This is a genomic window from Pseudoalteromonas sp. SR41-4 (genome assembly GCF_014163985.1).
Classification (GTDB): Bacteria; Pseudomonadota; Gammaproteobacteria; order Enterobacterales; family Alteromonadaceae; genus Pseudoalteromonas; species Pseudoalteromonas rhizosphaerae.
In genome coordinates this window covers 1-23,293 of the sequence record NZ_JACJEI010000039.1, presented here as the reverse complement: position 1 = coordinate 23,293, position 23,293 = coordinate 1, and the positions used below count along the sequence as shown (strand labels likewise).

The following is a 23,293-nucleotide window of genomic DNA, read 5'->3' as shown; positions in this document are numbered from 1 at the left end:
GCCTACGGGTGTTAACGTTAATCTCAGTGTTTAATTACTCACTGTAGGCGAGTGGGTTGCCACCGCGTTTCAAAATGTGGCGTGGTGTTTTCGCGTCAGCAAGCTTAACGCCTACGGGTGTTAACGTTAATCTCAGTGTTTAATTACTCACTTGTAGGCGAGTGGCTTGCCACCGCGATATTCAATATTGTTTCGGTGTTTTTGCGTCAGCAAGCTTAACGCCTACGGGTGTTAAGCTTTAACTGTGTTTTATCCATTAATGTTTATTGATATCTTGCCAACTGGTTTTAAGGCTGTTGGCGAATGAGACAAACTTTTCTTTAATGGTGCGCTTAATTTTAATTTCCACAGAGCCCAGAATAACTTTTCCTTCGATAGTAATGGTTGGCCCTTGGTGTTTATTCAGTGACACTGATTTGTTTTCAACACTACCAATAATACTGAACAGTTTTGATACAACATTGACGTGTTCTGGCACATAAATTTCATCATTGCCTAGTAAGCAATTGACATGGATGGTGATATTTTGATGCTGAAATATGGCGTCAGTGAAATCAAGTTCAATAGATCCAAGTAAGTTCGTCAGGTGGATTTCTTTTGGTACTACCCATTGCCCACTGCGCTCGTTTGATCCTAAGATACTTCGCAAGTGCAATGTTTCATCGCTGCTTTTATTACTATAGTTTGGGCTAAACTGCGCACGTTTTTCCCACTGGTAATTACTATCGGTTGTTAATTCTAGGTCACTTACCAAATCAATTAAGCTTTGGTTATCTTTCGCAGCCATTGCCTGATCTAATCGACGCTCAAAAGCATCAGCTGAAATAACAGCATGACTGTAGTTATATATTAATTGATCAATAACTTGTTCACGCACTTGCTCAATTGGGCGATCTTCTAATTTTACAGTCATGATGTATTCCTTATAAGTGATGCTGTTGGTGTATTTTACGATTGTCAGTACTGCAATAGTTAAAGCAAAGCTTAGGCCATTTATTAATTAGCTTAGTAATCAATAATTTAAATTTATTTTCGTTAGGTGCGTTTGTTATATTAACGACAGATTAACGAATAATGCTATTAAATGGTTAATTTTGCAACGACCAGAATAAATTACCGAGCAGTCTGTAAATAATTACCAAGACTAAAGCTAGTGCTATATGAAATTAAGTTTAAGCGATTGATTTTAAATGTTTTAAAAGTTGGCTTGATGTTCGCATTAATCATATTGTCTTTAATCAAAAGGAGAAAGATTATGAAAACATTTAACAAATCTATTATTGCAGCGTTAGTTCTTGGTACAACCGCTATGGGTGCTCAAGCAAATAGCTGGGAAAATGAAAGTAAAGATGCTTGGATTGATGGTAAGGCAGAAACGGTTCTGTTAATGAACACTAACTTAAACAACTTTGACATTAACACTGATGTAAATAATGGCAAGGTTGTACTAACTGGTAAGGTTGAAAGTGAGCTTGATAAAGAGTTAGCGGAAGAGCTTATCTTAAGTCTAGATGGTGTAACTGATGTTGATAACGAGCTAACGGTCGTTAAAAACACGGATACAAAAAGCAAGAAGATGAAATCAGATAGCACAGAAAGTGATTTAACGGATGCTAAAATTACTACCGTGATTACAACACGCTATTTATTTAATTCTGAAGTAGGCGGTACGGATATTGACGTAGATACCGATAAAGGTGTGGTAACGCTAAATGGTACTGTTGGTTCGGATGCTGAAAAACAGCTAGCGGTGAAAATTGCTAAGAATGCTGAAGATGTTCGCGATGTAGTTGATAATTTAACTATTGTAGCTGAATAATCTATAAGCAACGAATGCCCAGTTATGCTGGGCTTTCTTATACAAATTTCAGGGAGTGAGAGTCATGGATTTAATACGAATTATATTTTCAGTGCTTATTCCACCACTTGGTGTATTTTTACAAGTTGGTTTAGGTGCTCAATTTTGGATTAATATTTTGTTAACATTACTAGGGTATATTCCTGGTCTAATACATGCAATTTATATAATCGCACGTCGTTAGAGTCACAGTTTAAATATAACAAGGATGAACAGCCAATAGATGGCAAGGAGTAACATTATGGATAACGTATTAAGGAAAAACCAACAAGGGATCGTAAAAAGCGCAAAGCCACTTTGGACGGCACAACAATGGAAGGAGCTAATGAATAGCGCATCAAGGAGCGAAGTCAAAGCAGCAAGGAATGGGCTTTAAATATCAGAGTATATAAATATCAAATACTAGAAGGATTTTGCTAGGATGTTATATATCAAAATTATAAGTGCATGTTGTTATTTTAATTAAGAACATCCACTTATAACCTTCCCCAAGAATGTTTAACCTCTCATTTTATTATAGTCATAGGTGTTTTTGCGTCAGCAAGCTTAACGCCTACGGGTGTTACCGTTAATCTCAGTGTTAAATCACTTGTAGGCGAGTGGCTTGCCACCGCGATATTAAATATTGTATCGGTGTTTGTGCGTCAGCAAGCTCAACGCCTAATGGTGTTAACGTTAATCTCAGTGTTTAATTACTCACTGTAGGCGAGTGGCTTGCCACCGCGTTTTGAAATGTGCTCTGGTATTGGTGCGTCAGCAAGCTTAACGCCTACGGGTGTTAACGTTTATCTCGGTGTTAAATCACTTGTAGGCGAGTGGCTTGCCACTGCGTTTTAAATGTGGCTCGGAGTTTGTGCGTCAGCAAGCTCAACGCCTACGGGAGTTAAATTTTACTTTGATGTTTATTACTTACTTGTAGGCGAGTGGCTTGCCACCGCGTTTTAAATGTGGCTCGGAGTTTGTGCGTCAGCAAGCTCAACGCCTACGGGTGTTAACGTTAGTCTCAGTGTTTAATTACTCACTGTAGGCGAGTGGCTTGCCACTGCGTTTTAAATGTGGCTCGGAGTTTGTGCGTCAGTAAGCTTAACGCCTACGGGTGTTAACGTTTATCTCGGTGTTAAATCACTTGTAGGCGAGTGGCTTGCCGCCGCGAAAAGATTAAAGGTGCTAGGAAGACAAAGGTACTAGGTGCTAGGGAAGTGACTAGGACCTAGAGCCTAAAACCTAGCTCCGATGTTTAAAGCGTAGGCGGTGCTTTATGCCGCGCGGTTGATAACATTCATGGCTAAAGCCATTTCCTACATTACGATGTAAACCTAGAACCTCTATTTCTATCTACACCAACAACCATGTCGCAGTGCCTAGGAAGGCGAATATACCTACAATATCGGTTACGGTTGTCAGTACCACGCTGCCAGCTAATGCAGGATCAATTTTCATTTTTTTCAATAGCAGCGGAATACTGGCACCGGCGATACCTGCGGCTACTAAGTTCATAAACATGGCAAAGGCGAGTACGCCGCCAAGCTTAAAGTCCCATTGCCAAATAGCAACAACACCGGCAATTAAAATAGACCAAACAATTCCGTTTATTGCGCCGATTGCAAGCTCTTTGATCAGTAAAAAGCGTTGGTTAGTTTGGTTGATATGACCCACTGCAATACCACGTATTACGAGTGTTAATGTTTGGCTGCCCGCAACACCACCCATGGATGGCACTATACCGTTGAGTACTGCTAGAATAGGTAAAATTGCTAAAGTGTTTTCAAAGAAGCTTGCCACAATCGCAGCAAGTAGCGCGGTTAACAAGTTAACGCCAAGCCAAATTGAGCGCTTTTTCGAACTTTTTAACACCGGAGCAAAGGTATCTTCTTCATCATCAAGACCAGCTAGGCTTAATAAGCTATGCTCGGCGTCTTCACGGATAACGTCAACGATATCATCGATGGTGATACGGCCAAGTAGGTGGTCATTATCATCAACCACTGGGGCTGATATCCAGTTATGACGTTCAAACAGTTGTGCTACATCGGTTTCATCCATCGAAATGAGGATAGATTCACAATCTTCATCCATTAAGTCGCGAATGATTTTATCTGGCGAGTTAGTCAACAAGGTCGTTAACGACATGGCACCTATAAAGCAGTTATGTTTATCAACAACATAAAGATCATCGGTACCTTCTGGTAGCTCACCACGTAAACGTAAGTAGCGCAGTACTACGTCGATAGTGACATCAGGGCGGATGGTCACTGTATCGGTGTTCATCAGCGCGCCAGCAGAGCGCTCTTGATAAGAGAGTGCTTGAGTTGCACGTTCTCGATCTTGGCTGTCCATGGCACTAACAACGTCTTTGTAGACGGTATCAGGTAGGCTACGTAGTACTTCCCCTAGATCATCGTGACTCATGTCCTCAGTTGCCGCAGCGATGTGCTTCGGCTCCATTTGGGCAATGATCCCTAAACGAACATCTTCTGATAGTTCTTCAAGTACGTCACCTTGTACATCTGGATCAACCAGTTGCCATAATAAGGTACGAATCTTATGCGGGGATGACTCGAGTAATAATGCGGTGTCACACGGAGCTGTTTTTGCCAACATACGCCTTACTTGAACAAATTGACCACTGTTAAGTGACTTGGTCACTTGTTTTAGTTGTTGTAGTGGGTAATCTTGTTCAAAAGCTTCTGGCATTGGCGTCCTTAAAAAATTAATACACTTGATAGGTAGGGTAACTGTTGTCGATAATTAACGCGCTTGGTCTGTTTAATTAACGACTTTATTCAGTTTAACGCAATTTAGTGGTACTGACTACGAGCTATTCTTGTTCGTTAAAGCGTTGTGCGATCAACTCACCAATTGCTGCAAGAGCAGGTTCAGCGTCCGGGCCCTCACATACAACTTTAACTTCTTTGCCTTGGCTACTTTCTAATAGCATTAAGCCCAGTACGCTGTCGCCTGCGGCTTGTTTGTCATCTTGATGAAGTGTGATGCTGGCATCAAACTGCACAGCTAATTGCGCTAATACGCTGGCTGCGCGAGCATGTAAACCGAGTTTGTTTTTTATTAAAAATGTATCTTCTAAGCGCATCAACATTCCTTACTGTAAACGTGAGTTGTTATTCTTGTTCACGATGGCGAATTTTCACATTACTGTGGCTCATCGAGAAGCTTTCACCTATAGTTTGCGCTAGATAAACTGAGCGATGTTGACCACCGGTGCAACCAATAGCAATTGTTAAGTAACTGCGGTTATTACGTTCTAAGTGCGGTAACCAAGTTTGTACAAAGGTTTGGATCTGCCAAGTGAATTTTTGCACGATACTGTGACTGGCTAAATAATCTTTTACTGGTTGATCCAGGCCTGTGAGCGGTTTTAACTCAGGCTCCCAGTGTGGATTAGGTAAAAAACGTGCATCAAATACATAATCGGCTTCTTTTGGAATACCATGCTTAAAACCAAATGATTCAAAGGTGATGATTAGTTTTTTATCTTTTTTCCCTAAAATCTTTTCACGGATTGACTCAGCAAGCTGGTGGACACTGAGATCTGTGGTATCAAGCATGAAATCAGCACGAGTAGTTAATACATCAAGCAACACTTTTTCTTGCTTGATGGCTAAATCCAGTGGCAAAGAGTCCAAAGATAATGGGTGTAAGCGGCGGGTTTCAGAAAAGCGTTTGATCAGGGTTTGATCATCACTGTCTAAATAAAATAGCGTCGGATTTGCAAAACCAGGCAAGTATTCAAGAATGTCGTTAAATTCTTCCTGCTCTTTCGGTAAATTACGAACATCGATACTGACGGCTATTTTGTCGTAATTATCAGAGACACTGCGTACTAATGACGGTAATAAGTTAACTGGAATATTATCTACACAATAATAGCCAAGATCTTCTACTACACGTAAAGCAACAGATTTACCTGAGCCAGAACGCCCACTGATGATGATTAACTCCATGTAAATTCTCCTTCATTTAATACCAATTTTATTAAAAACATGCTCATTCTTGCTTGTTAAATAACCCACTAACTTTGTTTAAAATTATTTATATAGAACAACTATATCTCATAATTTCCACCTTGTTCTAGAGCTATTTTCCTGTTGCAATAATTACTCTCTAATTCAATACAATACAATTGGTATGACTACGATTGAGCTGCAATTACATGATACAAATCTTGGTCTGTTTTTGCGCTACGTAGTTGTTTACAAAAATCTTTGTTATTGAGTTTATCAGCAATTGTGGCTAACGTCTTCAAATGAAGTTGGCTGTCACCATCTGGTACGATGAGGGCTACAAATATATCAACTGGGCGATTATCAATCGCATCAAAATCAACCGGTGATTCACTCACTAAAATTATTGCTAGCGGGTTTTCAACACCACTCATACGGCCATGAGGGATAGCAATACCACGACCAATACCGGTACTACCTAGTTTTTCTCTCGATAGTAGTGCGTTGAGGATTTCTTGTTGTGATAGCTGAGGGAGTTGTTCATGAGCCAATTGGCTTATAAATTCAATGATCCGTTTTTTGCTATTAAAAAGGACCGCAGCTTTACTGCAGTCCTGACAAATAAGTGAGCTTAATTTCATAGTGTTAGTGTCGAGCGTGCTTCTCTTTGTGTTTAATTACTTGACGATCAAGTTTATCGATTAGTCCGTCAATAGCTGCATACATGTCTTGGTGCTCAGTCGAGGCAAATAATTCAGCGCCACTGACATGTAATGTGGCCTCTGCTTTTTGGCTTAGTTTTTCTACATCAAGAATAACATGGACATTATTGATATGATCAAAATGCCTTTCAAGCTTGGCAAACTTATTGTTTACATAGTCTCTTAATGAATCAGTAATTTCTACGTGACGACCAGTTAAATTTAGTTGCATAAGCATTTTCCTCTTGTGATTTTACGCCTTAAATCAAACTTTTACGTTGATTTGACGGTGGAATAGCCAGCGACTCGCGGTATTTTGCAATAGTCCGTCTAGCTACTTTGATACCTTGCTCTGCCAATATATCTGCAATCTTACTATCACTCAATGGTTTCGCTGAGTTTTCTGCACTGATCAATTTTCTGATCAATGCTCGAATAGCTGTCGAAGAGCATTCGCCGCCGTTCTCAGTGCTTACATGACTTGAGAAAAAATACTTTAACTCAAAAATACCACGGGGGGTATGCATGTACTTTTGTGTCGTTACGCGAGAGATTGTTGATTCGTGCATCTCAACCATTTCAGCAACGTCGTTTAGTACCATAGGTCGCATTGCTTCAGGGCCATGCTCAAAGAATCCCTGCTGTTGTTTTACAATGCAGTTAGTTACTTTGAGTAACGTCTCGTTACGACTTTCTAGGCTTTTAATAAACCATTTAGCTTCTTGCAAATGCGAACGTATAAATTGGCTGTCAGTGCTTGATTTTACTGAGCGTGACATTGCCGCATATTGGCTGTTCACTCTAATTTTTGGCATGCTGTCTGGATTAAGTTCAACCACCCAGCGACCTTTAATTTTTTTCACCGAAACATCAGGTATAACATACTCTGACTCTTCGCGTACTATAGTATCCGCAGGCTTTGGGTTAAGGCTGTGGATCAATGTCATTACTTCTTTCAGCTCATCTTCTTTAAGCTTAGTCTTTTTCATCAAAGTGCGATAGTCACGACTAGCTAATAAATCGATATGATCAGTTAAAATCATTTTAGTCTCGCTAATCCAAGGAGTTGCAGGATCAAATTGATTTAATTGAATACATAAACATTCTTGTAGGCTGCGCGCAGCAATACCAACAGGGTCAAATAACTGAATGCGTTTTAACACTGCTTGCACTTCGTCTAGTTCGATTTCTTCTTCGTTATTACCTTGATTTAAGCTCTCTGCGATGTCTTCGCAGCTCAAGGTTAAAATACCTGAATCGTCAACAGCTTCAACAATCGCAATGGCAATAGCTTCATCGGTTGGACTAAAAGGTGTGAGCTGTAATTGCCACATCAGATATTCGTGCAGGGTTTCAGTTGAAGCACCTTGATAAATTGACTCATCTTCAGGCATTGGGCCGGATGACGTATTTGGCGCAGCACTCATGTATTCGTCCCAGGTGACGTCCATAGCCATTTCGTCACTTAAAGTCTCTTTGCTTAATGCTTCGCTACTTTCTTGTTCATATTCGCTGGGCTTGTCGTCTGCTGATGCACTAACAGTTAAGTCATCGTTGTCTTGTTTTTGTTCGTTTTTACCAGCCGTGTCGTCTGAATATTCATGCTCTTCTAGCTCTAACAATGGATTGCTGTCGAGTGCTTCTTGAATTTCTTGCTGGAGATCCAATGTACTGAGTTGCAATAAGCGAATTGCTTGTTGCAGCTGTGGTGTCATTGTAAGTTGCTGGCCCATGCGCAGCTGGAGTGATTGCCTCATGTATCTCTAACAATCCTTTTATTGTTATCATCGTTAAGTCTAGCAGATACTTAGCCGAGCGTGGCTTTATAGCCTAAATTGCTCGCCCAGGTAAACATCGCGGACTGTTTGGTCGGCAAGTACATGCTCAGGGGTACCTGATGCAATTAACTCCCCATGAGAAACTATGTAGGCTTTTTCACAAACATCAAGGGTTTCTCGTACATTGTGGTCGGTAATAAGTACGCCAATACCACGGTTTTTAAGGTGTTCAATAATCTTCTTTATATCTAACACTGAAATAGGATCAACGCCAGCAAAAGGCTCATCAAGTAAGATAAATTTTGGATTTGCGGCTAAAGCGCGTGCAATTTCAACTCGACGACGTTCACCACCAGATAATGCCATACCTTGGCTGTCGCGAATATGTTGAATGCTAAACTCATCAAGTAAGCTGTCTAGTGCTTCTTCTCTGGCTTGTTTATTCAGCTCTTTACGAGTTTCTAAAATAGCCATCAGGTTTTGATAAACAGTTAACTTACGAAAGATGGATGATTCTTGTGGTAAGTAGCCAATCCCTAACCGTGCGCGACTGTGCATTGGCAGTAAAGTGATGTCATTATCATCAATACTTATTTTACCTTTGTCGCTAGGTACTAAACCCACAATCATATAAAAAGTGGTGGTTTTACCTGCGCCATTAGGACCCAGTAAGCCAACAATGCTGCCTGCGCTAACTTCTAAACCCACGCTTTTTACAACTTGGCGACCTTTATAGCTTTTTGCTAAAAATTCAGCTTTTAATATACTCATGGCTGCCCTTTAGGTTTGTCTTTTTTACTGTCAACAGGTACCAAAATAGTGTGTACGCGATCGTTTGAGCTTGCGCCTTTTTCAGCACTGATCAGCTGTTGGTCCATATCATAGGTAATGCTTTTGGCATTAATTTTTTGACCTGCTTGAGTGACTTGTGCATTACCAATTAACGTTAAATAGCGCTTGGCGACATCGTAACGGACTTCATCAGCACTGGCGCTCATTATTGTGCCATCAGTTTGTTTTTCTTCAAAGTAAGCAGGGTTACCAGTTGCAACAAGCAATTGTTTGTTATTGCCTAAATCTTCGCGCTTATGGACTTCAAGTCGATCCGCTTTGATACGGCGGTTACCATGAATGATTTCAACATTTTTTTCAAAAATACCGATATTATCTTTCAGTTGGGCAAGCTGCTTTTCAGCACTGATAGAGACTTGATCCGCAGGTGGTGCCGTATTTTCAGCAAAGCTTGCAAAGGCAATGAATAAGCTTGGTATCACAAGCAAGTGAGCAAATTTATTGGTCATAATATATGGTTCGCGTATGGTTAATTAGTTCTACCACTTCGGCTTTTAAGTCGGCATGGAGGCCGCGCCCAGTGATCTTTAAATTTGGTCCGATTAATTCAACTGGTTGTTCTGAACTCATGGTTTGTAGTTCAATATCAACCTGAATATTATCTGCGTTTATATGTTCAATCATGGCATTATTGGTCAGGTTTTTAGCAACCACATTACCTTCTAAAATTAATTGATGATTTTCATATAGGGTGGCTTCATCGGCATTAATTTGCCACGTTTGCTGTTGATTATAGAGTGTAAAAATAGGTTGTTCAAAGTAAGTAAACCCTAACTGTTGGTAAAGTTCCATTTTTGCAGCTGTTACTTTGTGGCTAATTTTACCTTGTTCATCAAACGCGGTTTGTTTTAATGCCACCGCAGTATAATCAGGTTTTGCTATTATATCTTCTTGGTTTTGTTTTATGGCAGTGCTTTGATAAAAATACGGATACCACAGCCATACCATACAGCCGACAAATAATACGCATAATATTAAACGCGCACTATTCATGAGCTTGTGCCTTCGCTAGTTAATGATTTACCATTTTCGAGCATTAATAAATCAGTGAGTTCACGCACCGCTCCAAAACCACCAGGGAGCATGGTTGTATAATGTGAAACTCGCTTGATCAAGGGGTGAGCATCATTTACTGCCACCGCAAAACCAACTAATTCCATTACCGGCAAGTCAGGCCCGTCATCGCCTATGTAAGCGATTTGTTCATCGCTTAACTGCAATTTATCTTTGAGCTGTTGATAAGCTTGCAACTTGTTTTCTTGACCTTGGTAAATATGCGGTACTGTCAGGCTAGTCATCCGTTGCTGAACTATCTGTGAATGACGACCGGTGATCACGGCAACTTCAAAACCGCTATTGATCAGTGCTTTGATACCAAAACCATCTTTAGTATTAAACGCTTTGAGTTCTTCACCTTGATTGCCAAGATAAATGCGGCCATCTGAAAACACCCCGTCGATATCACAGATCAGGAGTTTGATTTTTTGTGCTCGCTCGCTCGCATCATCTGAAAGTGGCTGATATAAGTCAGCAAACTGCATTATAAAACTCCTGCTTTGAGCAAATCTTGCATATTAAGAGCACCAATAGGGTGGTGTTTATCATCAACTACAATTAAGCCATTGATACGCTTATTCTCCATAATATTGAGTGCCTCGGCGGCAAGCATATCTGCAGTTGCTGTAGTGCAAGAGCGGGTCATGACAGTGCTGATCAAAGTACTGTGAATATCCATTCGTTGCTCTAAAATTCGGCGTAAATCACCGTCAGTAAAAAGCCCTGCAAGTTGCCCTGTGTCGTCAACAATGGCCGTCATACCTAAGCCCTTGGCCGACATTTCGATTAATGCATCTTTGATACATTGCTTGTCATTGATCATAGGCGTTGCTGGGCCACTGTGCATAATATCTTTTAAACACAATAGTAAACGTTTGCCTAAGCTTCCCCCTGGATGCGATAGCGCAAAGTCATCGGCAGTAAAGCCTCGGGTTTCTAACAGAGCAACGGCTATTGCATCACCCATCGCAAGCGTTGCAGTCGTGCTCGCAGTCGGGGCGAGTCCTAATGGGCAGGCCTCTTGACTTACTTTGATGCATACATGAGCATCAGCCCAATTTGCCATTGATGATTCAGGGTTACCTGTCATGGCGATCATTTTTGCGCCAATACGTTTAATAACCGGAATAATATTCAGTACTTCGCTGGTTTCGCCTGAGTTAGAAATAAGCATAACCACGTCATCACGAGTGATCATCCCTAAATCACCATGACTTGCCTCACCCGGATGGACAAAAAACGCAGGCGTGCCAGTGCTTGCCAGTGTTGCAGCAATTTTATTACCAATATGCCCAGATTTCCCCATACCGACTACTATGATCCTTCCGTGACATTGATACATCAATTGGCAAGCTTGATTAAAGTTTTCGTCTAGATATTGGGTTATATCAAGCAGTGCTTGGCGCTCTATTTCTAGCACCCGCTTACCTTGTTCAATAAAATTTAACTGCGTCATTGTGTTATCCATTTTGTGGGTAGCATTAAGCAACTTGGCTAAAAATATAACTCTGATATGCTAAAAATGCGACCAATAACAGGCCACCTTCAACTCTATTAATGCGCCTTGTACCTTTAAAGCTCAAGGACATAGCTATAAGGGCTATGGTGGCACCAATCATAATTAAGGCATCACGGTTTGCAGCTGAAGGGTCAATAATTGAAGGGTTGATAATCCCAGCCAGTGGCAACACAGCTAAAATGTTAAAGATATTTGAGCCAACAATATTACCCAGTGCTAAATCATCTTCGTTTTTTAATACCCCAGCAATACAGGCTGCCAGCTCAGGCAGACTGGTGCCAATAGCAATAATGGTTAACCCTATTACTAAATCACTTAGGCCAAAGTATTTGGCTATATCAACTGCTGAGCCAACTAAAAAATGTGAGCTGACAGGCAGTAATATCATACCAATAATTAACCAAAATAAAGCCGATTTGGTGGGCACGTTATCTGGTACGTCTTCACAGGCTTCACTTACAAATGGGTCATCAGCTTGGTTTTTAGCGCGAATAGAAATAATAACTAAGCCCGCAATAAAGACCACAAAGCCTATGATTAATGCAACGCCCTCAGCAAATGAAAAGTAGTTATCCGAAAATATATACCAGGCGGCGATTGACACTAGCAGCACAAGCGGCATTTCGCGTTTTAATGTCATTGATGATACTGATAGTGGGCGCAATAGCGCGGTAATACCTAAAACAAGTAGAATATTAGTGATATTTGAGCCAACGGCATTACCCACGGCAGTGTCAGTTTTACCTGCAAGCGCAGCTGATGCTGAGACCATCATTTCAGGGGCTGACGAGCCCATAGCAACAACTGTTAAACCAACAATAAGAGTAGGAACACCGAAATTTTTTGCCAGTGCCGCAGCACCATATACAAAGCGATCTGCACTCCAAACGAGAGCTGCAAATCCGAGAATTAAAATGACAAAAGAAGTCACCATTACGTTACGCCAATTATTCAAAATGAGATGACTGCAAATAGTAACAAAAGCCAACCTGAAAGTATAAATAAAAGAATCTGCGAAGCTTGTTAGATTATGGACTGATTTGGACTGAGAATAATTATTTAAGCGACGGTTAAGCCTACTGCTGTAAGGTTTGCAGCGCTATTACATAGAATATTACAAAATTTTACGATTTGTTTTTTCCATCTTGCTGTAAAAACGCTTAAAATAGGTGAACTAGTGAAAATAGTAATGGAGAGCGACTTGTCGCAACCAATAGTAGAAATCAAGGATGTAAGCTTTTCTAGGGGCAATCGCTGTATATATAAAAATATGAGCTTTAGTGTCCCGAAAGGAAAAATTACGGCAATTATGGGGCCAAGCGGAATTGGTAAAACCACCATGTTGCGTTTAATTGGTGGCCAATTAAAACCAGATAGCGGCACTATTTTATTCGAAGGTAATAACATTCCTGCCATGTCGCGCAAAGAGCTTTATGCGGCGCGAACCAAAATGAGTATGTTGTTCCAAAGCGGCGCATTATTTACCGATATGTCAGTATTTGACAATATCGCTTTTCCGCTGCGTGAACACACTCGTCTAAGTGAAGATTTAATTCGCCTTGTGGTGCTAATGAAATTACAAGCTGTTGGCTTGCGTGGCGCACAAGATCTAATGCCTTCTGAGCTGTCAGGTGGTATGGCACGTCGTGCTGCATTAGCGCGTTCAATCGCGCTTGATCCTGAATTAATTATGTATGATGAGCCATTTGCAGGCCAAGACCCTATCTCCATGGGTGTGTTGGTTAAGTTGATTAAGTCGCTTAATCAAGTGCTTGGGTTATCATCATTAATCGTAACTCACGATGTAACAGAAGTAATGAGTATTGCCGATCACGTTATCATTATTGCCGATCAAGGCGTTATTGGTAGCGGTACACCGGATGAAATGCGTAATCATGAATCGGCCCTAGTTCAGCAGTTCTTAAAAGGATTATCTGATGGCCCAGTGCCGTTTCATTTTCCTGCTCAACCTTATCAAGAAGAATTACTGGGAGGGCGCCGCTGATGTTTGATTTTTTGCAAATGCTAGGTCATAAAACGTTAGGACGGTTTGCTGCACTTGGTCGCTCTACTCAGATGTTGATAGGTGCGTTGTGGAGTTTGCCTAATTTTAGAAAAGGCACGCCGCTTTTAATACGGCAATTATATATGGTCGGCTCGCAGTCACTATTGATTATCATGGTGTCGGGCTTATTCATTGGTATGGTGTTGGCGTTGCAAGGCTACACCGTACTAGTTGGTTATGGTGCAGAGGATAGCTTAGGCCCATTAGTAGCATTGAGTTTACTTAGAGAGTTAGGCCCTGTTGTTACTGCATTATTGTTTGCCGGGCGAGCTGGTAGTGCATTAACCGCAGAAATAGGTTTAATGAAAGCGACTGAGCAGTTATCAAGTCTTGAAATGATGGCTATTGACCCTCTTAAACGTATTATCGCGCCACGCTTTTGGGCGGGCTTTATCAGTATGCCATTACTGGCGTTGATATTTTCAGCAGTTGCAATTATTGGTGCTCATTTAGTGGGGGTTGATTGGTTGGGTGTTGATACGGGGAGTTTTTGGTCAATCATGCAGTCACAAGTGTCATTCCAGCAAGATATTTTAAATGGCATGATCAAGAGTTTTGTATTTGCCATCGTGGTTACATGGATTGCGCTTTATAAAGGCTACGATTGTATACCGACCTCTGAAGGGATCAGTAAAGCAACAACAGAGACAGTTGTACACTCATCTTTGGCTGTTTTAGGGTTTGATTTTATTTTGACAGCGGTAATGTTTACTAGCTAATAAAGGTATAGATAATGAATTCACGGAAATTAGAAATTTTAGTTGGTTTTTTTGTTGCGCTAGGCATAGCAGCTTTTGCTATGTTGGCGTTAAAAGTTGCCAATGCAGGGATCAGCGGCAACGGCGAAACCTACTTATTGAAAGCCAAATTTGAAAACATTGGTTCATTAAAAACACGTGCGCCGATTAAAGTAGGTGGTGTAGTGGTTGGTCGAGTTGAGGGAATTTCAATTCACCCAAAAGAATTTGTGCCAGTTGTTGATATGACGATTGATGCGCAATATCAATGTCGTTTTTCAGATACCAGCTCAGTTTCAATCCTGACATCAGGCATTCTCGGTGAGCAATACTTGGGGATTAACCCTGTTATTGCCCCAAAATCAGCTGAACAAGCGTGTTTAGGTGTTGCGGTAACGAGTGATGATAAAAACTTAGGGTTAGACGAGTTATTTGGTGTTGAGAGCAAAGCCTTAAATGATGGCGACTATATCACTGACACGAAATCAGCATTGGTGCTTGAAGAGTTAATCGGGCAATTTTTATTCAATCAAGGCGGCGAGTAAGTAATTATGTTTAAGAAATTTTTAATGGTAGTTGCGCTGACTTTCAGTGCCATTAGCGTAGCAAGCGATGCGGTCAATTTAACAGACCCATATAAAATGGTCCGCCAAGTATCTGATAATACTTTTCAACGTATTACTCGTGACCAGCCTTTAATCGAAAAAGATAAGGAGCACCTACGGGTTATTGTCAAAGAAGAGTTGATGCCTTACATTGATTATAAATATGCTGCACTGCGTGTATTAGGAAGTCATGTATCAAAAGTACGTGCGATTAAAGATCCTGCCGAGCAAAAACAAGCAGTTGAGGATATTAAACACTTTATTGATGTGTTTCAAGAATACTTAATCGCTACTTATGCTGGTGTGTTTACGCAATACACCAACCAAAAAGTAGAGTTTGGTGCAAGCAAAGAGTTTACAGGACAAGACCTAGTATTAGTGAAAACCAAAATTGTCGAGCCAGGCAAGCCGGAAATTAAAATTGATTTTAAAGTACGTGAAGATCGCGATGGCGAATGGCGTGCTTATGACATGGTTGCCGAAGGCATTAGTTTATTAGATGCCAAGCAAAGTGAATTTCAAGGCATTTTGCGCCAGCAAGGTATTAACCATGTAAGTGACCTACTTGAACAGAAAAGTAAGTTGCCAGTGCAATTTAGAGGTGACGGCGGTAATGAGTAAAGTAACGGTTACTCAGCTTGACGAACAGCACTATCGAGTCAGTGGTGAATTGACTCGAAATTCAATTTCCGCTGAACGACTTCTGAATAAAAACTCACAAAGTAACCATAAAAACTGGTATTTTGACCTTTCTGAGGTGTCTAGGGTTGACACGGCGGGCTTAGCTTGGTTAATTCACTCTTTCGCAGAATTAAAGCAGCAAGGTATTCACCTTGAATTGCAAAATATTCCTGAACAACTGCAAAAGTTGATGCAGTTAGGACAGGTTACCAACCTATTTGAGTGAGAGTTATGGAAACAAGCCAAGTCGAAACCTTATTGCGCGACGCATTGCAATTAGCTGAAGTACATGTGAAAGCCAACGGTAGTCATTATGAAGTTATCGCAGTCGGCGATTGTTTTGATGGTTTAAGCCGAGTGAAAAAACAACAGCTGGTATATGGTCCGTTGATGAACACCATTTCTGACGGCACAATTCACGCAGTTTCGATCCGTGCATTTACGCCAACTGAGTGGAAGCGCGAACAAAAATTCATTTTACCTCAATAAAAAAGGTTTCCTCATGGATCAATTTGTAATTCAGGGTGGAACCGGACTTGCCGGTGAAGTCACTATCTCTGGCGCTAAAAATGCCGCTTTACCTATTTTGTTTGCAGCATTATTAGCTGACGGTAAAAGTACCTTTAATAATGTTCCTCGCCTGCGTGATATCGGCACTACTGAAGCATTATTAAAAACCCTCGGCGCAGAAATACACTGGCACGGCGAACAGCTCGTTATTGATGGTGGCAAAGTTGATAAAACATTGGCCCCTTACGAGTTAGTCAAACAAATGCGTGCGTCAGTATTAGCATTAGGTCCATTGGTTGCTCGTTTTGGTCAAGCACAAGTATCGCTTCCTGGTGGTTGTGCAATTGGTGCTCGCCCGGTTGATATTCATATTCAAGGTTTGGAGCGCATGGGCGCTGTTATTAGCGTTGAAAATGGTTATATCAATGCCAAGGTAGATGGGCGTTTAAAAGGTGCTGAAATCTACATGGAAATGGTCAGCGTTGGCGCGACCGAAAATTTATTAATGGCCGCAACCTTAGCTGATGGCAAAACCGTATTAGAAAACGCGGCGCGTGAACCAGAGATTATAGATTTAGCTGCTTGCTTAACAGCAATGGGGGCAAAAATTAGCGGTGCAGGCACTAGCCGTATTGAAATTGAGGGTGTTGAAAAGTTGCATGGTTGTGAGCATCGCATCTTGCCAGATCGGATTGAAACTGGCACATTTTTAGTGGCCGCAGCAATGGCGGGTGGTGAAGTGCTATGTAAGCTTACCGATTTTCATAGTTTAGAGCCTGTAATTGAAAAATTGCGTGCGACTAATGCTTTGATTGAAGTACATAAAGATAGTATTTATCTTGATATGCGTGGCCGTGAGCTTAAAGCCGTTAATATCAAAACCATGCCACACCCAGGTTTTCCTACCGATATGCAAGCACAGTTTACTGCGTTAAATGTAGTTGCTAATGGCAGTGCGACCATTACCGAGACGATTTTTGAAAACCGTTTTATGCATGTACCAGAACTACAACGCATGGGTGCTAACATTCGTTTAGAGGGGAATACGGCAATTTGTGGTGACACTAAGAGTTTGAGTGGCGCACAAGTAATGGCAACTGATTTACGTGCATCAGCGAGCCTAATTTTGACTGGTATTGTGGCACAAGGTGAGACGGTTGTTGACCGTATTTACCACGTTGATCGTGGTTATCAACGGATTGAAGATAAACTCAGCGCGTTAGGTGCTAACATCAAACGTCGAAGTAGTTAATAGCCTAGAACCTAGGTCCTAGCTTCTAGGCCCTAGGTTTTATAGTTTAGTCTCTAACTCTGCAACCTTCACCATCACTTTTAGTACTTCTCCGCTTCGATAAAGTTCAAACTCTATTTCATGCCCCGGCTCTGAATTACCAATTGTGGTCAAGGTTTTTTGCGGGTTAGTGACATCTTCACCGGCAATTTTAATCACAATATCTTGTTCTTTAATACCAGCTTGCCATGCTGGACCTAATGGATCTAGATTGGTTATACGCAAGCCCGCAACAGGGGTGAATTTATCGCTAACTTCTTTACCCGTACTATCAACGGCAGTACCGGTGAAGCCCAAATAACCACGTACAACACGGCCATGACGGATCAGTTTATCCATTACCTCTTTTGCTAATGAGTAAGGTACTGCGAAGAATATGCCTTGGATATCGAGGTTCTCTCGGGTTTTAAATTGTGCAGAGGTGATCCCAACCAAGTCACCGTTAGAGTTTACTAGCGCGCCACCTGAATTGCCGACATTAATTGCCGCATCCATCTGTAGTAGGCTATTGTAAGGACTATCGGTAATTTTTTGTTTACCCGTGGCACTGATGATCCCTTGGGTGATTGTTTGTCCTAAATTAAGCGGATTACCAATCGCCAGTACCACATCGCCCACACGTGGCGTAAAACGCTCACTAATTGGAATAACGGGCAAATGCTCCACGTTAATTTTCAACAGTGCTAAGTCGGTGATGGTATCAAAGCCGATGAGCTGAACATCAAAATAACGGCGGCCATCAGTAAGCAGCACCATAATTTGATCAGCATTATTAATCACATGATAGTTGGTAAGAATATAGCCATCACTTGACATGATTACACCGGAGCCAAGTTCTTGCACGGTGTTTTGCCGTTTATAACGAGGTTCCTTTGAAATGCTCTCAGAAATGATTGTCACAACAGATGGCGCTGCGCGCTGTACTGCATCGGCAAAGCTCAAATGGTCAATACTCATAGCACTTGGTAAGGGTACATTGGGTAACAGCGTTGCACGCATATTTGGGCTAAAAAATACTACCAAAAATGCGATACCGAGTCCGGCAAATAGCGGGGGGAGGACAAACTTAAAAAATTTCAGCACAATTTTCTTATTCTTAATGAGCGATCTTCTAATGATGGCACAAAAAAAATAGCAGCGGCAAGTACCACTGCTATTATTTATGTTATTTACCTAATATTTATTTTATTGGATTAAAACAAATACCGACTCACGACCGCGTTGTACTCCAAGTACGATGTTACCTTTAGTATTTTCGATGATCTTATTCATGTCACTAATTGTTTCAACACGCTGACGGTTTACTTGCATTACCACGTCGCCTTCTTCAAGGCCTACTCTAGCCGCTGGTGAGCGCGGATCAACAGTTGTCACCTCAACCCCTTTATTACCATTCTTTTGGGTGTTTTCAAGTGTTGCACCTTGGAAGGCTGGATGTAGTTCATCACCGGCTGCGGTTAGTGCTGATGCGCCATCAAGGGTCACTTTAACGGTTTGCACTTTACCATCACGATAAATGCCTAATTTTACCTTTCTGCCTTCACCTAGCGTGGCGATTTTACTGCGCAGTTCATGGAAGCCGCTGATCTCACTACCATCAATACTAATAATTACGTCACCAGCTTTAATACCGGCTTCACTGGCGGCAGAATCATCCATTACTTGCATAACATAAGCGCCTTGTTTTACATCAAGCTGTTGTGCTTTAGCAAGGCCAGCATCCAGTGGGCGCCCAGAAATACCTAGTGAGCCACGGCGTACTTCACCATGTTCAATAATTTGGTCAACGAGATTTTTCATCATATTGGATGGGATCGCAAAGCCGATACCAACATTGCCACCCGATGCACCTAAAATGGCCGTGTTAATACCAATTAGCTCACCGTTTAAGTTAACTAACGCACCACCTGAGTTACCTTGATTAATTGCAGCATCGGTTTGAATAAAATCTTCATAACCTTCAATATTTAAACCACTACGCCCCAGTGCACTAACAATCCCTGAGGTAACAGTATGGCTTAAACCAAATGGGTTACCAATCGCTACTGCAAAGTCACCCACTCGTAGTTGATCTGAGTTTGCCAGTTTAACGGCGACTAAATCCTCGGCATCAATTTTTAATAACGCGATGTCTGATTCTTTATCGCTACCGATTTTAGTTGCTTCGTATTCACGACCATCTTCAAGAGTAACCAACATTTTTTCAGCATCTTGAACTACGTGGTTATTGGTAACGACATAGCCTTCTTTGGCGTCAATAATAACGCCTGAGCCTAAACCACTAAATTCACGCTTTTGGCTACGCGGTTGCGGATTGCCAAAAAAGAAATCAAGCGGATCAGCGCGACGACGGACTTCCTTTGAACCGGAGACTTGGATACTAACAACGCCTGGTGTTATTTGTTCTAGCATCGGCGCTAACGTCGGTAATTGTTGACCATTGACTGCGATAGGCATCTTAGCCATTGATACTGAAGGGGTTAATAATAAACTGGCAGATAACATTGCTGCACTGATTAACGATAATTTCATTTTCATAGTCAGGGTTTACTCCACATCACAGGAAAAAGCACAAACAAAAAAGGCTGCATAAGCAGCCTTTTATCAATTTAGTTCAAAACATTTTAAAGTAGGTTCGCTCTTTAGAATGTTTTGAAATGCATGTAAAACATAAGCTGCTTTATAAACAGACTATGGGGTCAAAAAAAAGTTCATCAAGAAGCTTTAGAAATTTCTGAAACCTTAATTAAACTTTGTCCGGCTCGGCTACTTTTGGTTCGCCGGCGAATAAGCCTGATTCACCTGATACATAATCAGCAGGTTGAGCATGTGCCGATGAACGGTCACTTTGGCGTTCCTTTAGTGAGCGCTGTAGCTGCTCAGTCGTTTCTTTAGAAAAAAATGGTTCGTTAGGATGCTGTTTTTTATCAGCTAGTAGCAGCTTGTTAGTTTCATCAACATGATTTAACAATTGGTCGTAGTTGTCTTTCATTTTGTTGACGAGTCTACCAGTGCTTGCTAAATGATCTGCAACATCTTGACGGTATTGCTCTAATGCATTTTTAGCTTGTTCTGCTTGTTGCTCTAATTCATCTTGCTTAAATTGCTTTTTAGTGACGAAGGCGCCAAGGAAAAATGCAGCTACTGCCACAATAACAATAATGCCGATCCAAGTAACTGTACCCATAATTCTACCCCTTTGGGAATTAATACATAAAAATAAAATAACGCCTAGATTGCGTACTCAAGAATAAATCCTGTTGCTGCTAATATACCCCGAGTTACGATGCGTGTTAACATATTGCGTAAATTAAACCGTGTTTTATTGTAACTATCTATGACTCCTTGGCAAAAGTACCAACAAGATTTACAGCGTGAAGACTTTGTTTACGATGCTGCGCAAGAAAATGCAGTACGTCATCTACAAAGGCTCTTCGATGACTTAACAGCACAAAAGCCCGCAGCTAGAGGCTGGTTCTCTAAACTATTTAATAAAAATAGCACGGCGCCTATAAAAGGTTTGTATTTTTGGGGGGGAGTAGGGCGTGGTAAAACCTATTTGGTTGATACCTTCTATGAGGCGCTGCCGGGAACACGCAAGATGCGCGTGCATTTTCATCGTTTTATGCACCGTGTTCACGAAGAGCTAAAAAAATTAGACAAAACTGCTAATCCCTTAGAAGTTGTGGCTGATATTTTTAAAGCTGAAACCGACATTATCTGCTTTGACGAATTTTTTGTGCAAGACATTACTGATGCCATGCTGCTTGGTGGTTTAATGGAAGCCTTATTTGCGCGCGGCATTGTGTTAGTGGCAACGTCTAACATTATACCTGATGAGTTATATCGAAATGGTTTGCAGCGTGCTCGCTTTTTGCCTGCAATCGCACTTGTTAATGCAAACACTGAGATTGTGAATGTGGATTCTGGCATTGATTACCGATTGCGTACTTTAGAGCAAGCAGAGATATTTCATAGCCCACTAGATGAACAAGCCGATAAAAATCTGTTTGAGTATTTTGATAAGTTATCTCCAGAGCCGGGGAAACTCGATCACCCCATCGAAATCGAAGGGCGAATGATCAAAACCCGTAAGGTCGCTGATTGTATTGTGATGTTTGATTTCTCTCAGTTGTGTGAAACCGCACGTAGCCAAGTCGATTATATGGAAATAAGCCGTTTATATAACACCGTTATTTTATCGAACGTAAAACAGCTTGGCCAAAATAACGATGATGCCGCCAGGCGCTTTATTGCGTTAGTCGATGAGTTTTACGAACGCCACGTCACACTTATTATTTCTGCTGAAAAACCTATTACGGAACTCTACACGCAAGGCAACCTTAACTTTGAGTTCAGACGTTGTATTAGTCGATTGCAAGAAATGCAGTCGTTAGAGTACCTAGCAAGAGAGCATTTGGTTTAATGTAGCTGTAAGTTATAAGCCATCAGCCGTCAGGTAAAGAGAATATTTTCTTGACTCTTAAGTTGATAGGGACAAAGTTTTGATAGCTGATAGAACAATTTTCTTGTGGAAAAAACAACCGTCGAGTAGCAATGTGATAAAAGTGCTGGTATACTCCCGCGTCTGCCACGTTGCGTTCTATTGCCTTCATTAGATTAGCCTCTTTTGAATGGCGCAAAAGTCTTAAACTCGAAGGGGTTGGAGCAAACATTTAGAGCGGTAATTAATAATAATTACCTGTGGTTTTAATTGAAAAACATTGGATTTTTATAAATGAAAACGTTTGTTGCTAAACCAGAAACAGTAAAACGTGACTGGTACGTAGTTGACGCTGAAGGTAAAACTTTAGGTCGCATCGCTACTGAAATCGCTCATCGCCTACGCGGTAAGCACAAAGCTGAGTACACTCCACACGTAGATACTGGTGATTACATCATCGTTATCAACGCGGAGAAAGTTACTGTAACTGGTAACAAGTTCAAAGATAAAGTGTACTATGCTCACTCTGGTTTCCCAGGTGGTCTTAAGTCTACTACTTTTGATAAACTTCAAGCTGCAAAGCCTGAAATGATCATCGAGAAGGCTGTTAAGGGCATGTTGCCACGTGGTCCTTTAGGCCGCGCAATGTACCGTAAACTTAAAGTTTACGCAGGTACTGAGCACAACCATGCTGCACAACAGCCTCAGGTTCTAGACATTTAAGGAGCACTAACATGGCAAATCAATACTACGGTACAGGTCGTCGTAAAAGTTCAAGTGCTCGCGTATTCTTACGCCCAGGCACTGGTAACATCGTAATCAACAATCGCTCTTTAGAAGAGTATTTTGGTCGCGAAACAGCACGCATGGTTGTTCGTCAAGCTTTAGGGCTTGTTGATATGACTGAAAAGTTTGATCTTTACATCACCGTTGCTGGTGGTGGTACTACTGGTCAAGCTGGTGCTATCCGTCACGGTATCACTCGTGCACTTATGGAGTTTGACGAGTCACTACGTCCACAACTTCGTAAAGCAGGTTTCGTTACTCGTGATGCACGTAAAGTTGAACGTAAGAAAGTGGGTCTTAAGAAAGCGCGTAAGCGTCCACAGTTCTCAAAACGTTAATATTTACGTTATCAAGAATTTCAAAAACCCAGCTTCTGCTGGGTTTTTTGTTTTTGGAGTTATAAAAGTTAGCGAAAGTAAAGTTAGCGAGAGTAAAGTTAGCGAGAGTA

General features: G+C 41.3%; 30 protein-coding genes. 14 read left to right on the top strand and 16 right to left on the bottom strand.

Features of this window, described 5'->3' with window-relative positions; genetic code table 11:
* Positions 1-256: 256 nt before the first annotated feature.
* Entirely contained in the window at positions 257-913 is a 657-nt protein-coding gene (locus H5180_RS21035) for a LiaF domain-containing protein (RefSeq protein WP_145236722.1), read from the bottom strand.
* 342 nt (positions 914-1,255) lie between these two features.
* Here H5180_RS21035 and H5180_RS21030 point away from each other — a divergent pair, with 342 nt between their 5' ends.
* The 4 genes from H5180_RS21030 to H5180_RS23670 all read left to right on the top strand — a co-directional run bounded on the left by H5180_RS21030 (position 1,256) and on the right by H5180_RS23670 (position 2,695).
* Positions 1,256-1,819: a BON domain-containing protein gene (locus H5180_RS21030; RefSeq protein WP_182759013.1), complete on the top strand. Its 564-nt coding sequence runs from the start codon at positions 1,256-1,258 to the stop codon at positions 1,817-1,819.
* A 64-nt stretch (positions 1,820-1,883) separates the two neighbouring features.
* Entirely contained in the window at positions 1,884-2,042 is a 159-nt protein-coding gene (locus H5180_RS21025; protein ID WP_064667813.1) for a YqaE/Pmp3 family membrane protein, read from the top strand.
* Positions 2,043-2,099: 57 nt separating this feature from the next.
* A complete protein-coding gene (locus H5180_RS23675; RefSeq protein ID WP_259397404.1) occupies positions 2,100-2,234 on the top strand; it encodes a hypothetical protein in 135 nt (44 codons plus the stop codon).
* Between the two features lie 338 nt (positions 2,235-2,572).
* The gene (locus tag H5180_RS23670; protein WP_259399602.1) at positions 2,573-2,695 is read left to right on the top strand and encodes a hypothetical protein; all 123 of its coding nucleotides are present in this window, start codon (positions 2,573-2,575) and stop codon (positions 2,693-2,695) included.
* Positions 2,696-3,193: 498 nt separating this feature from the next.
* Here the strand turns inward: H5180_RS23670 and mgtE are convergent, their stop codons facing one another.
* The 12 genes from mgtE to H5180_RS20965 all read right to left on the bottom strand — a co-directional run bounded on the left by mgtE (position 3,194) and on the right by H5180_RS20965 (position 12,660).
* Positions 3,194-4,552 (bottom strand): magnesium transporter, encoded by a 1,359-nt coding sequence (gene mgtE / locus H5180_RS21020; RefSeq protein ID WP_145236729.1) that lies wholly within the window; start codon positions 4,550-4,552, stop codon positions 3,194-3,196.
* A 124-nt stretch (positions 4,553-4,676) separates the two neighbouring features.
* Positions 4,677-4,949, bottom strand: coding sequence for an HPr family phosphocarrier protein (locus H5180_RS21015; protein WP_064667815.1), 273 nt, complete (start codon positions 4,947-4,949; stop codon positions 4,677-4,679).
* 28 nt (positions 4,950-4,977) lie between these two features.
* Complete coding sequence (gene rapZ, locus H5180_RS21010) at positions 4,978-5,820, bottom strand: RNase adapter RapZ (protein ID WP_145236732.1); 843 nt, start codon at positions 5,818-5,820, stop codon at positions 4,978-4,980.
* Positions 5,821-6,008: 188 nt separating this feature from the next.
* Complete coding sequence (gene ptsN / locus H5180_RS21005; protein ID WP_145236736.1) at positions 6,009-6,461, bottom strand: PTS IIA-like nitrogen regulatory protein PtsN; 453 nt, start codon at positions 6,459-6,461, stop codon at positions 6,009-6,011.
* Between the two features lie 4 nt (positions 6,462-6,465).
* Entirely contained in the window at positions 6,466-6,753 is a 288-nt protein-coding gene (hpf, locus tag H5180_RS21000; protein WP_145236739.1) for a ribosome hibernation promoting factor, read from the bottom strand.
* A 28-nt stretch (positions 6,754-6,781) separates the two neighbouring features.
* On the bottom strand, positions 6,782-8,278 hold the full coding sequence (locus tag H5180_RS20995) for an RNA polymerase factor sigma-54 (protein WP_145236743.1): 1,497 nt from the start codon (positions 8,276-8,278) through the stop codon (positions 6,782-6,784).
* A 66-nt stretch (positions 8,279-8,344) separates the two neighbouring features.
* On the bottom strand, positions 8,345-9,070 hold the full coding sequence (lptB, locus tag H5180_RS20990; protein ID WP_145236746.1) for an LPS export ABC transporter ATP-binding protein: 726 nt from the start codon (positions 9,068-9,070) through the stop codon (positions 8,345-8,347).
* Positions 9,067-9,600, bottom strand: coding sequence for a lipopolysaccharide transport periplasmic protein LptA (gene lptA, locus H5180_RS20985; RefSeq protein ID WP_145236749.1), 534 nt, complete (start codon positions 9,598-9,600; stop codon positions 9,067-9,069). Before lptA ends, lptB begins: the two co-directional genes overlap by 4 nt.
* Positions 9,590-10,144, bottom strand: a complete 555-nt coding sequence (gene lptC, locus H5180_RS20980) for an LPS export ABC transporter periplasmic protein LptC (RefSeq protein WP_145236752.1) — start codon at positions 10,142-10,144, stop codon at positions 9,590-9,592. The genes lptA and lptC overlap by 11 nt, the downstream gene beginning before the upstream one ends.
* Positions 10,141-10,692 (bottom strand): 3-deoxy-manno-octulosonate-8-phosphatase KdsC, encoded by a 552-nt coding sequence (gene kdsC, locus H5180_RS20975; RefSeq protein ID WP_145236755.1) that lies wholly within the window; start codon positions 10,690-10,692, stop codon positions 10,141-10,143. Before kdsC ends, lptC begins: the two co-directional genes overlap by 4 nt.
* Complete coding sequence (locus tag H5180_RS20970; RefSeq protein WP_182759010.1) at positions 10,692-11,663, bottom strand: KpsF/GutQ family sugar-phosphate isomerase; 972 nt, start codon at positions 11,661-11,663, stop codon at positions 10,692-10,694. The genes kdsC and H5180_RS20970 overlap by 1 nt, the downstream gene beginning before the upstream one ends.
* A gap of 25 nt (positions 11,664-11,688) precedes the next feature.
* Entirely contained in the window at positions 11,689-12,660 is a 972-nt protein-coding gene (locus H5180_RS20965) for a calcium/sodium antiporter (RefSeq protein WP_145236761.1), read from the bottom strand.
* Between the two features lie 255 nt (positions 12,661-12,915).
* On the opposite strand from H5180_RS20965, the gene mlaF reads away from it, so the two are divergent.
* Genes mlaF through murA form a run of 7 tightly spaced genes read left to right on the top strand, consistent with a single transcriptional unit; the run spans position 12,916 to position 17,576 of the window.
* On the top strand, positions 12,916-13,731 hold the full coding sequence (mlaF, locus tag H5180_RS20960; protein ID WP_145237133.1) for a phospholipid ABC transporter ATP-binding protein MlaF: 816 nt from the start codon (positions 12,916-12,918) through the stop codon (positions 13,729-13,731).
* Positions 13,731-14,510 (top strand): lipid asymmetry maintenance ABC transporter permease subunit MlaE, encoded by a 780-nt coding sequence (mlaE, locus tag H5180_RS20955; protein ID WP_145236765.1) that lies wholly within the window; start codon positions 13,731-13,733, stop codon positions 14,508-14,510. Before mlaF ends, mlaE begins: the two co-directional genes overlap by 1 nt.
* Positions 14,511-14,524: 14 nt before the next feature.
* Entirely contained in the window at positions 14,525-15,073 is a 549-nt protein-coding gene (gene mlaD, locus H5180_RS20950) for an outer membrane lipid asymmetry maintenance protein MlaD (protein WP_145236769.1), read from the top strand.
* 6 nt (positions 15,074-15,079) lie between these two features.
* On the top strand, positions 15,080-15,754 hold the full coding sequence (locus tag H5180_RS20945; protein ID WP_145236773.1) for a phospholipid-binding protein MlaC: 675 nt from the start codon (positions 15,080-15,082) through the stop codon (positions 15,752-15,754).
* The gene (locus tag H5180_RS20940) at positions 15,747-16,040 is read left to right on the top strand and encodes a lipid asymmetry maintenance protein MlaB (RefSeq protein ID WP_145236776.1); all 294 of its coding nucleotides are present in this window, start codon (positions 15,747-15,749) and stop codon (positions 16,038-16,040) included. Before H5180_RS20945 ends, H5180_RS20940 begins: the two co-directional genes overlap by 8 nt.
* Before the next feature lie 5 nt (positions 16,041-16,045).
* A complete protein-coding gene (locus H5180_RS20935) occupies positions 16,046-16,303 on the top strand; it encodes a BolA family protein (RefSeq protein WP_145236780.1) in 258 nt (85 codons plus the stop codon).
* Positions 16,304-16,316: 13 nt separating this feature from the next.
* Entirely contained in the window at positions 16,317-17,576 is a 1,260-nt protein-coding gene (gene murA, locus H5180_RS20930; RefSeq protein ID WP_145236783.1) for a UDP-N-acetylglucosamine 1-carboxyvinyltransferase, read from the top strand.
* Between the two features lie 39 nt (positions 17,577-17,615).
* On the opposite strand, the gene H5180_RS20925 is transcribed toward murA, so the two are convergent.
* From H5180_RS20925 to H5180_RS20915, 3 genes are all read right to left on the bottom strand, one after another.
* Complete coding sequence (locus H5180_RS20925; protein ID WP_145236786.1) at positions 17,616-18,698, bottom strand: trypsin-like peptidase domain-containing protein; 1,083 nt, start codon at positions 18,696-18,698, stop codon at positions 17,616-17,618.
* Positions 18,699-18,800: 102 nt separating this feature from the next.
* Positions 18,801-20,153 carry a Do family serine endopeptidase gene (locus H5180_RS20920; protein ID WP_145236789.1) on the bottom strand — a complete coding sequence of 451 codons (1,353 nt, stop codon included), beginning with the start codon at positions 20,151-20,153 and terminating at the stop codon, positions 18,801-18,803.
* Positions 20,154-20,361: 208 nt separating this feature from the next.
* On the bottom strand, positions 20,362-20,802 hold the full coding sequence (locus H5180_RS20915; RefSeq protein ID WP_145236792.1) for a YhcB family protein: 441 nt from the start codon (positions 20,800-20,802) through the stop codon (positions 20,362-20,364).
* Positions 20,803-20,952: 150 nt separating this feature from the next.
* On the opposite strand from H5180_RS20915, the gene zapE reads away from it, so the two are divergent.
* The 3 genes from zapE to rpsI all read left to right on the top strand — a co-directional run bounded on the left by zapE (position 20,953) and on the right by rpsI (position 23,183).
* The gene (gene zapE / locus H5180_RS20910; protein WP_145236796.1) at positions 20,953-22,041 is read left to right on the top strand and encodes a cell division protein ZapE; all 1,089 of its coding nucleotides are present in this window, start codon (positions 20,953-20,955) and stop codon (positions 22,039-22,041) included.
* A gap of 312 nt (positions 22,042-22,353) precedes the next feature.
* Positions 22,354-22,782 (top strand): 50S ribosomal protein L13, encoded by a 429-nt coding sequence (gene rplM, locus H5180_RS20905; protein WP_002957960.1) that lies wholly within the window; start codon positions 22,354-22,356, stop codon positions 22,780-22,782.
* 11 nt (positions 22,783-22,793) lie between these two features.
* Positions 22,794-23,183 carry a 30S ribosomal protein S9 gene (gene rpsI / locus H5180_RS20900; protein WP_016710054.1) on the top strand — a complete coding sequence of 130 codons (390 nt, stop codon included), beginning with the start codon at positions 22,794-22,796 and terminating at the stop codon, positions 23,181-23,183.
* Positions 23,184-23,293 lie beyond the last annotated feature (110 nt).

Excerpts from the sequence above, each read along its gene's own strand:
- H5180_RS21035 (WP_145236722.1), bottom strand. The coding sequence starts at position 913 with ATGACTGTAAAATTAGAAGATCGCCCAATTGAGCAAGTGCGTGAACAA.
- H5180_RS21030 (WP_182759013.1), top strand. The coding sequence starts at position 1,256 with ATGAAAACATTTAACAAATCTATTATTGCAGCGTTAGTTCTTGGTACA.
- H5180_RS21025 (WP_064667813.1), top strand. The coding sequence starts at position 1,884 with ATGGATTTAATACGAATTATATTTTCAGTGCTTATTCCACCACTTGGT.
- H5180_RS23675 (WP_259397404.1), top strand. The coding sequence starts at position 2,100 with ATGGATAACGTATTAAGGAAAAACCAACAAGGGATCGTAAAAAGCGCA.
- mgtE (WP_145236729.1), bottom strand. The coding sequence starts at position 4,552 with ATGCCAGAAGCTTTTGAACAAGATTACCCACTACAACAACTAAAACAA.
- H5180_RS21015 (WP_064667815.1), bottom strand. The coding sequence starts at position 4,949 with ATGCGCTTAGAAGATACATTTTTAATAAAAAACAAACTCGGTTTACAT.
- rapZ (WP_145236732.1), bottom strand. The coding sequence starts at position 5,820 with ATGGAGTTAATCATCATCAGTGGGCGTTCTGGCTCAGGTAAATCTGTT.
- ptsN (WP_145236736.1), bottom strand. The coding sequence starts at position 6,461 with ATGAAATTAAGCTCACTTATTTGTCAGGACTGCAGTAAAGCTGCGGTC.
- hpf (WP_145236739.1), bottom strand. The coding sequence starts at position 6,753 with ATGCAACTAAATTTAACTGGTCGTCACGTAGAAATTACTGATTCATTA.
- H5180_RS20995 (WP_145236743.1), bottom strand. The coding sequence starts at position 8,278 with ATGAGGCAATCACTCCAGCTGCGCATGGGCCAGCAACTTACAATGACA.
- lptB (WP_145236746.1), bottom strand. The coding sequence starts at position 9,070 with ATGAGTATATTAAAAGCTGAATTTTTAGCAAAAAGCTATAAAGGTCGC.
- lptA (WP_145236749.1), bottom strand. The coding sequence starts at position 9,600 with ATGACCAATAAATTTGCTCACTTGCTTGTGATACCAAGCTTATTCATT.
- lptC (WP_145236752.1), bottom strand. The coding sequence starts at position 10,144 with ATGAATAGTGCGCGTTTAATATTATGCGTATTATTTGTCGGCTGTATG.
- kdsC (WP_145236755.1), bottom strand. The coding sequence starts at position 10,692 with ATGCAGTTTGCTGACTTATATCAGCCACTTTCAGATGATGCGAGCGAG.
- H5180_RS20970 (WP_182759010.1), bottom strand. The coding sequence starts at position 11,663 with ATGACGCAGTTAAATTTTATTGAACAAGGTAAGCGGGTGCTAGAAATA.
- H5180_RS20965 (WP_145236761.1), bottom strand. The coding sequence starts at position 12,660 with ATGGTGACTTCTTTTGTCATTTTAATTCTCGGATTTGCAGCTCTCGTT.
- mlaF (WP_145237133.1), top strand. The coding sequence starts at position 12,916 with ATGGAGAGCGACTTGTCGCAACCAATAGTAGAAATCAAGGATGTAAGC.
- mlaE (WP_145236765.1), top strand. The coding sequence starts at position 13,731 with ATGTTTGATTTTTTGCAAATGCTAGGTCATAAAACGTTAGGACGGTTT.
- mlaD (WP_145236769.1), top strand. The coding sequence starts at position 14,525 with ATGAATTCACGGAAATTAGAAATTTTAGTTGGTTTTTTTGTTGCGCTA.
- H5180_RS20945 (WP_145236773.1), top strand. The coding sequence starts at position 15,080 with ATGTTTAAGAAATTTTTAATGGTAGTTGCGCTGACTTTCAGTGCCATT.
- H5180_RS20940 (WP_145236776.1), top strand. The coding sequence starts at position 15,747 with ATGAGTAAAGTAACGGTTACTCAGCTTGACGAACAGCACTATCGAGTC.
- H5180_RS20935 (WP_145236780.1), top strand. The coding sequence starts at position 16,046 with ATGGAAACAAGCCAAGTCGAAACCTTATTGCGCGACGCATTGCAATTA.
- murA (WP_145236783.1), top strand. The coding sequence starts at position 16,317 with ATGGATCAATTTGTAATTCAGGGTGGAACCGGACTTGCCGGTGAAGTC.
- H5180_RS20920 (WP_145236789.1), bottom strand. The coding sequence starts at position 20,153 with ATGAAAATGAAATTATCGTTAATCAGTGCAGCAATGTTATCTGCCAGT.
- H5180_RS20915 (WP_145236792.1), bottom strand. The coding sequence starts at position 20,802 with ATGGGTACAGTTACTTGGATCGGCATTATTGTTATTGTGGCAGTAGCT.
- zapE (WP_145236796.1), top strand. The coding sequence starts at position 20,953 with ATGACTCCTTGGCAAAAGTACCAACAAGATTTACAGCGTGAAGACTTT.
- rplM (WP_002957960.1), top strand. The coding sequence starts at position 22,354 with ATGAAAACGTTTGTTGCTAAACCAGAAACAGTAAAACGTGACTGGTAC.
- rpsI (WP_016710054.1), top strand. The coding sequence starts at position 22,794 with ATGGCAAATCAATACTACGGTACAGGTCGTCGTAAAAGTTCAAGTGCT.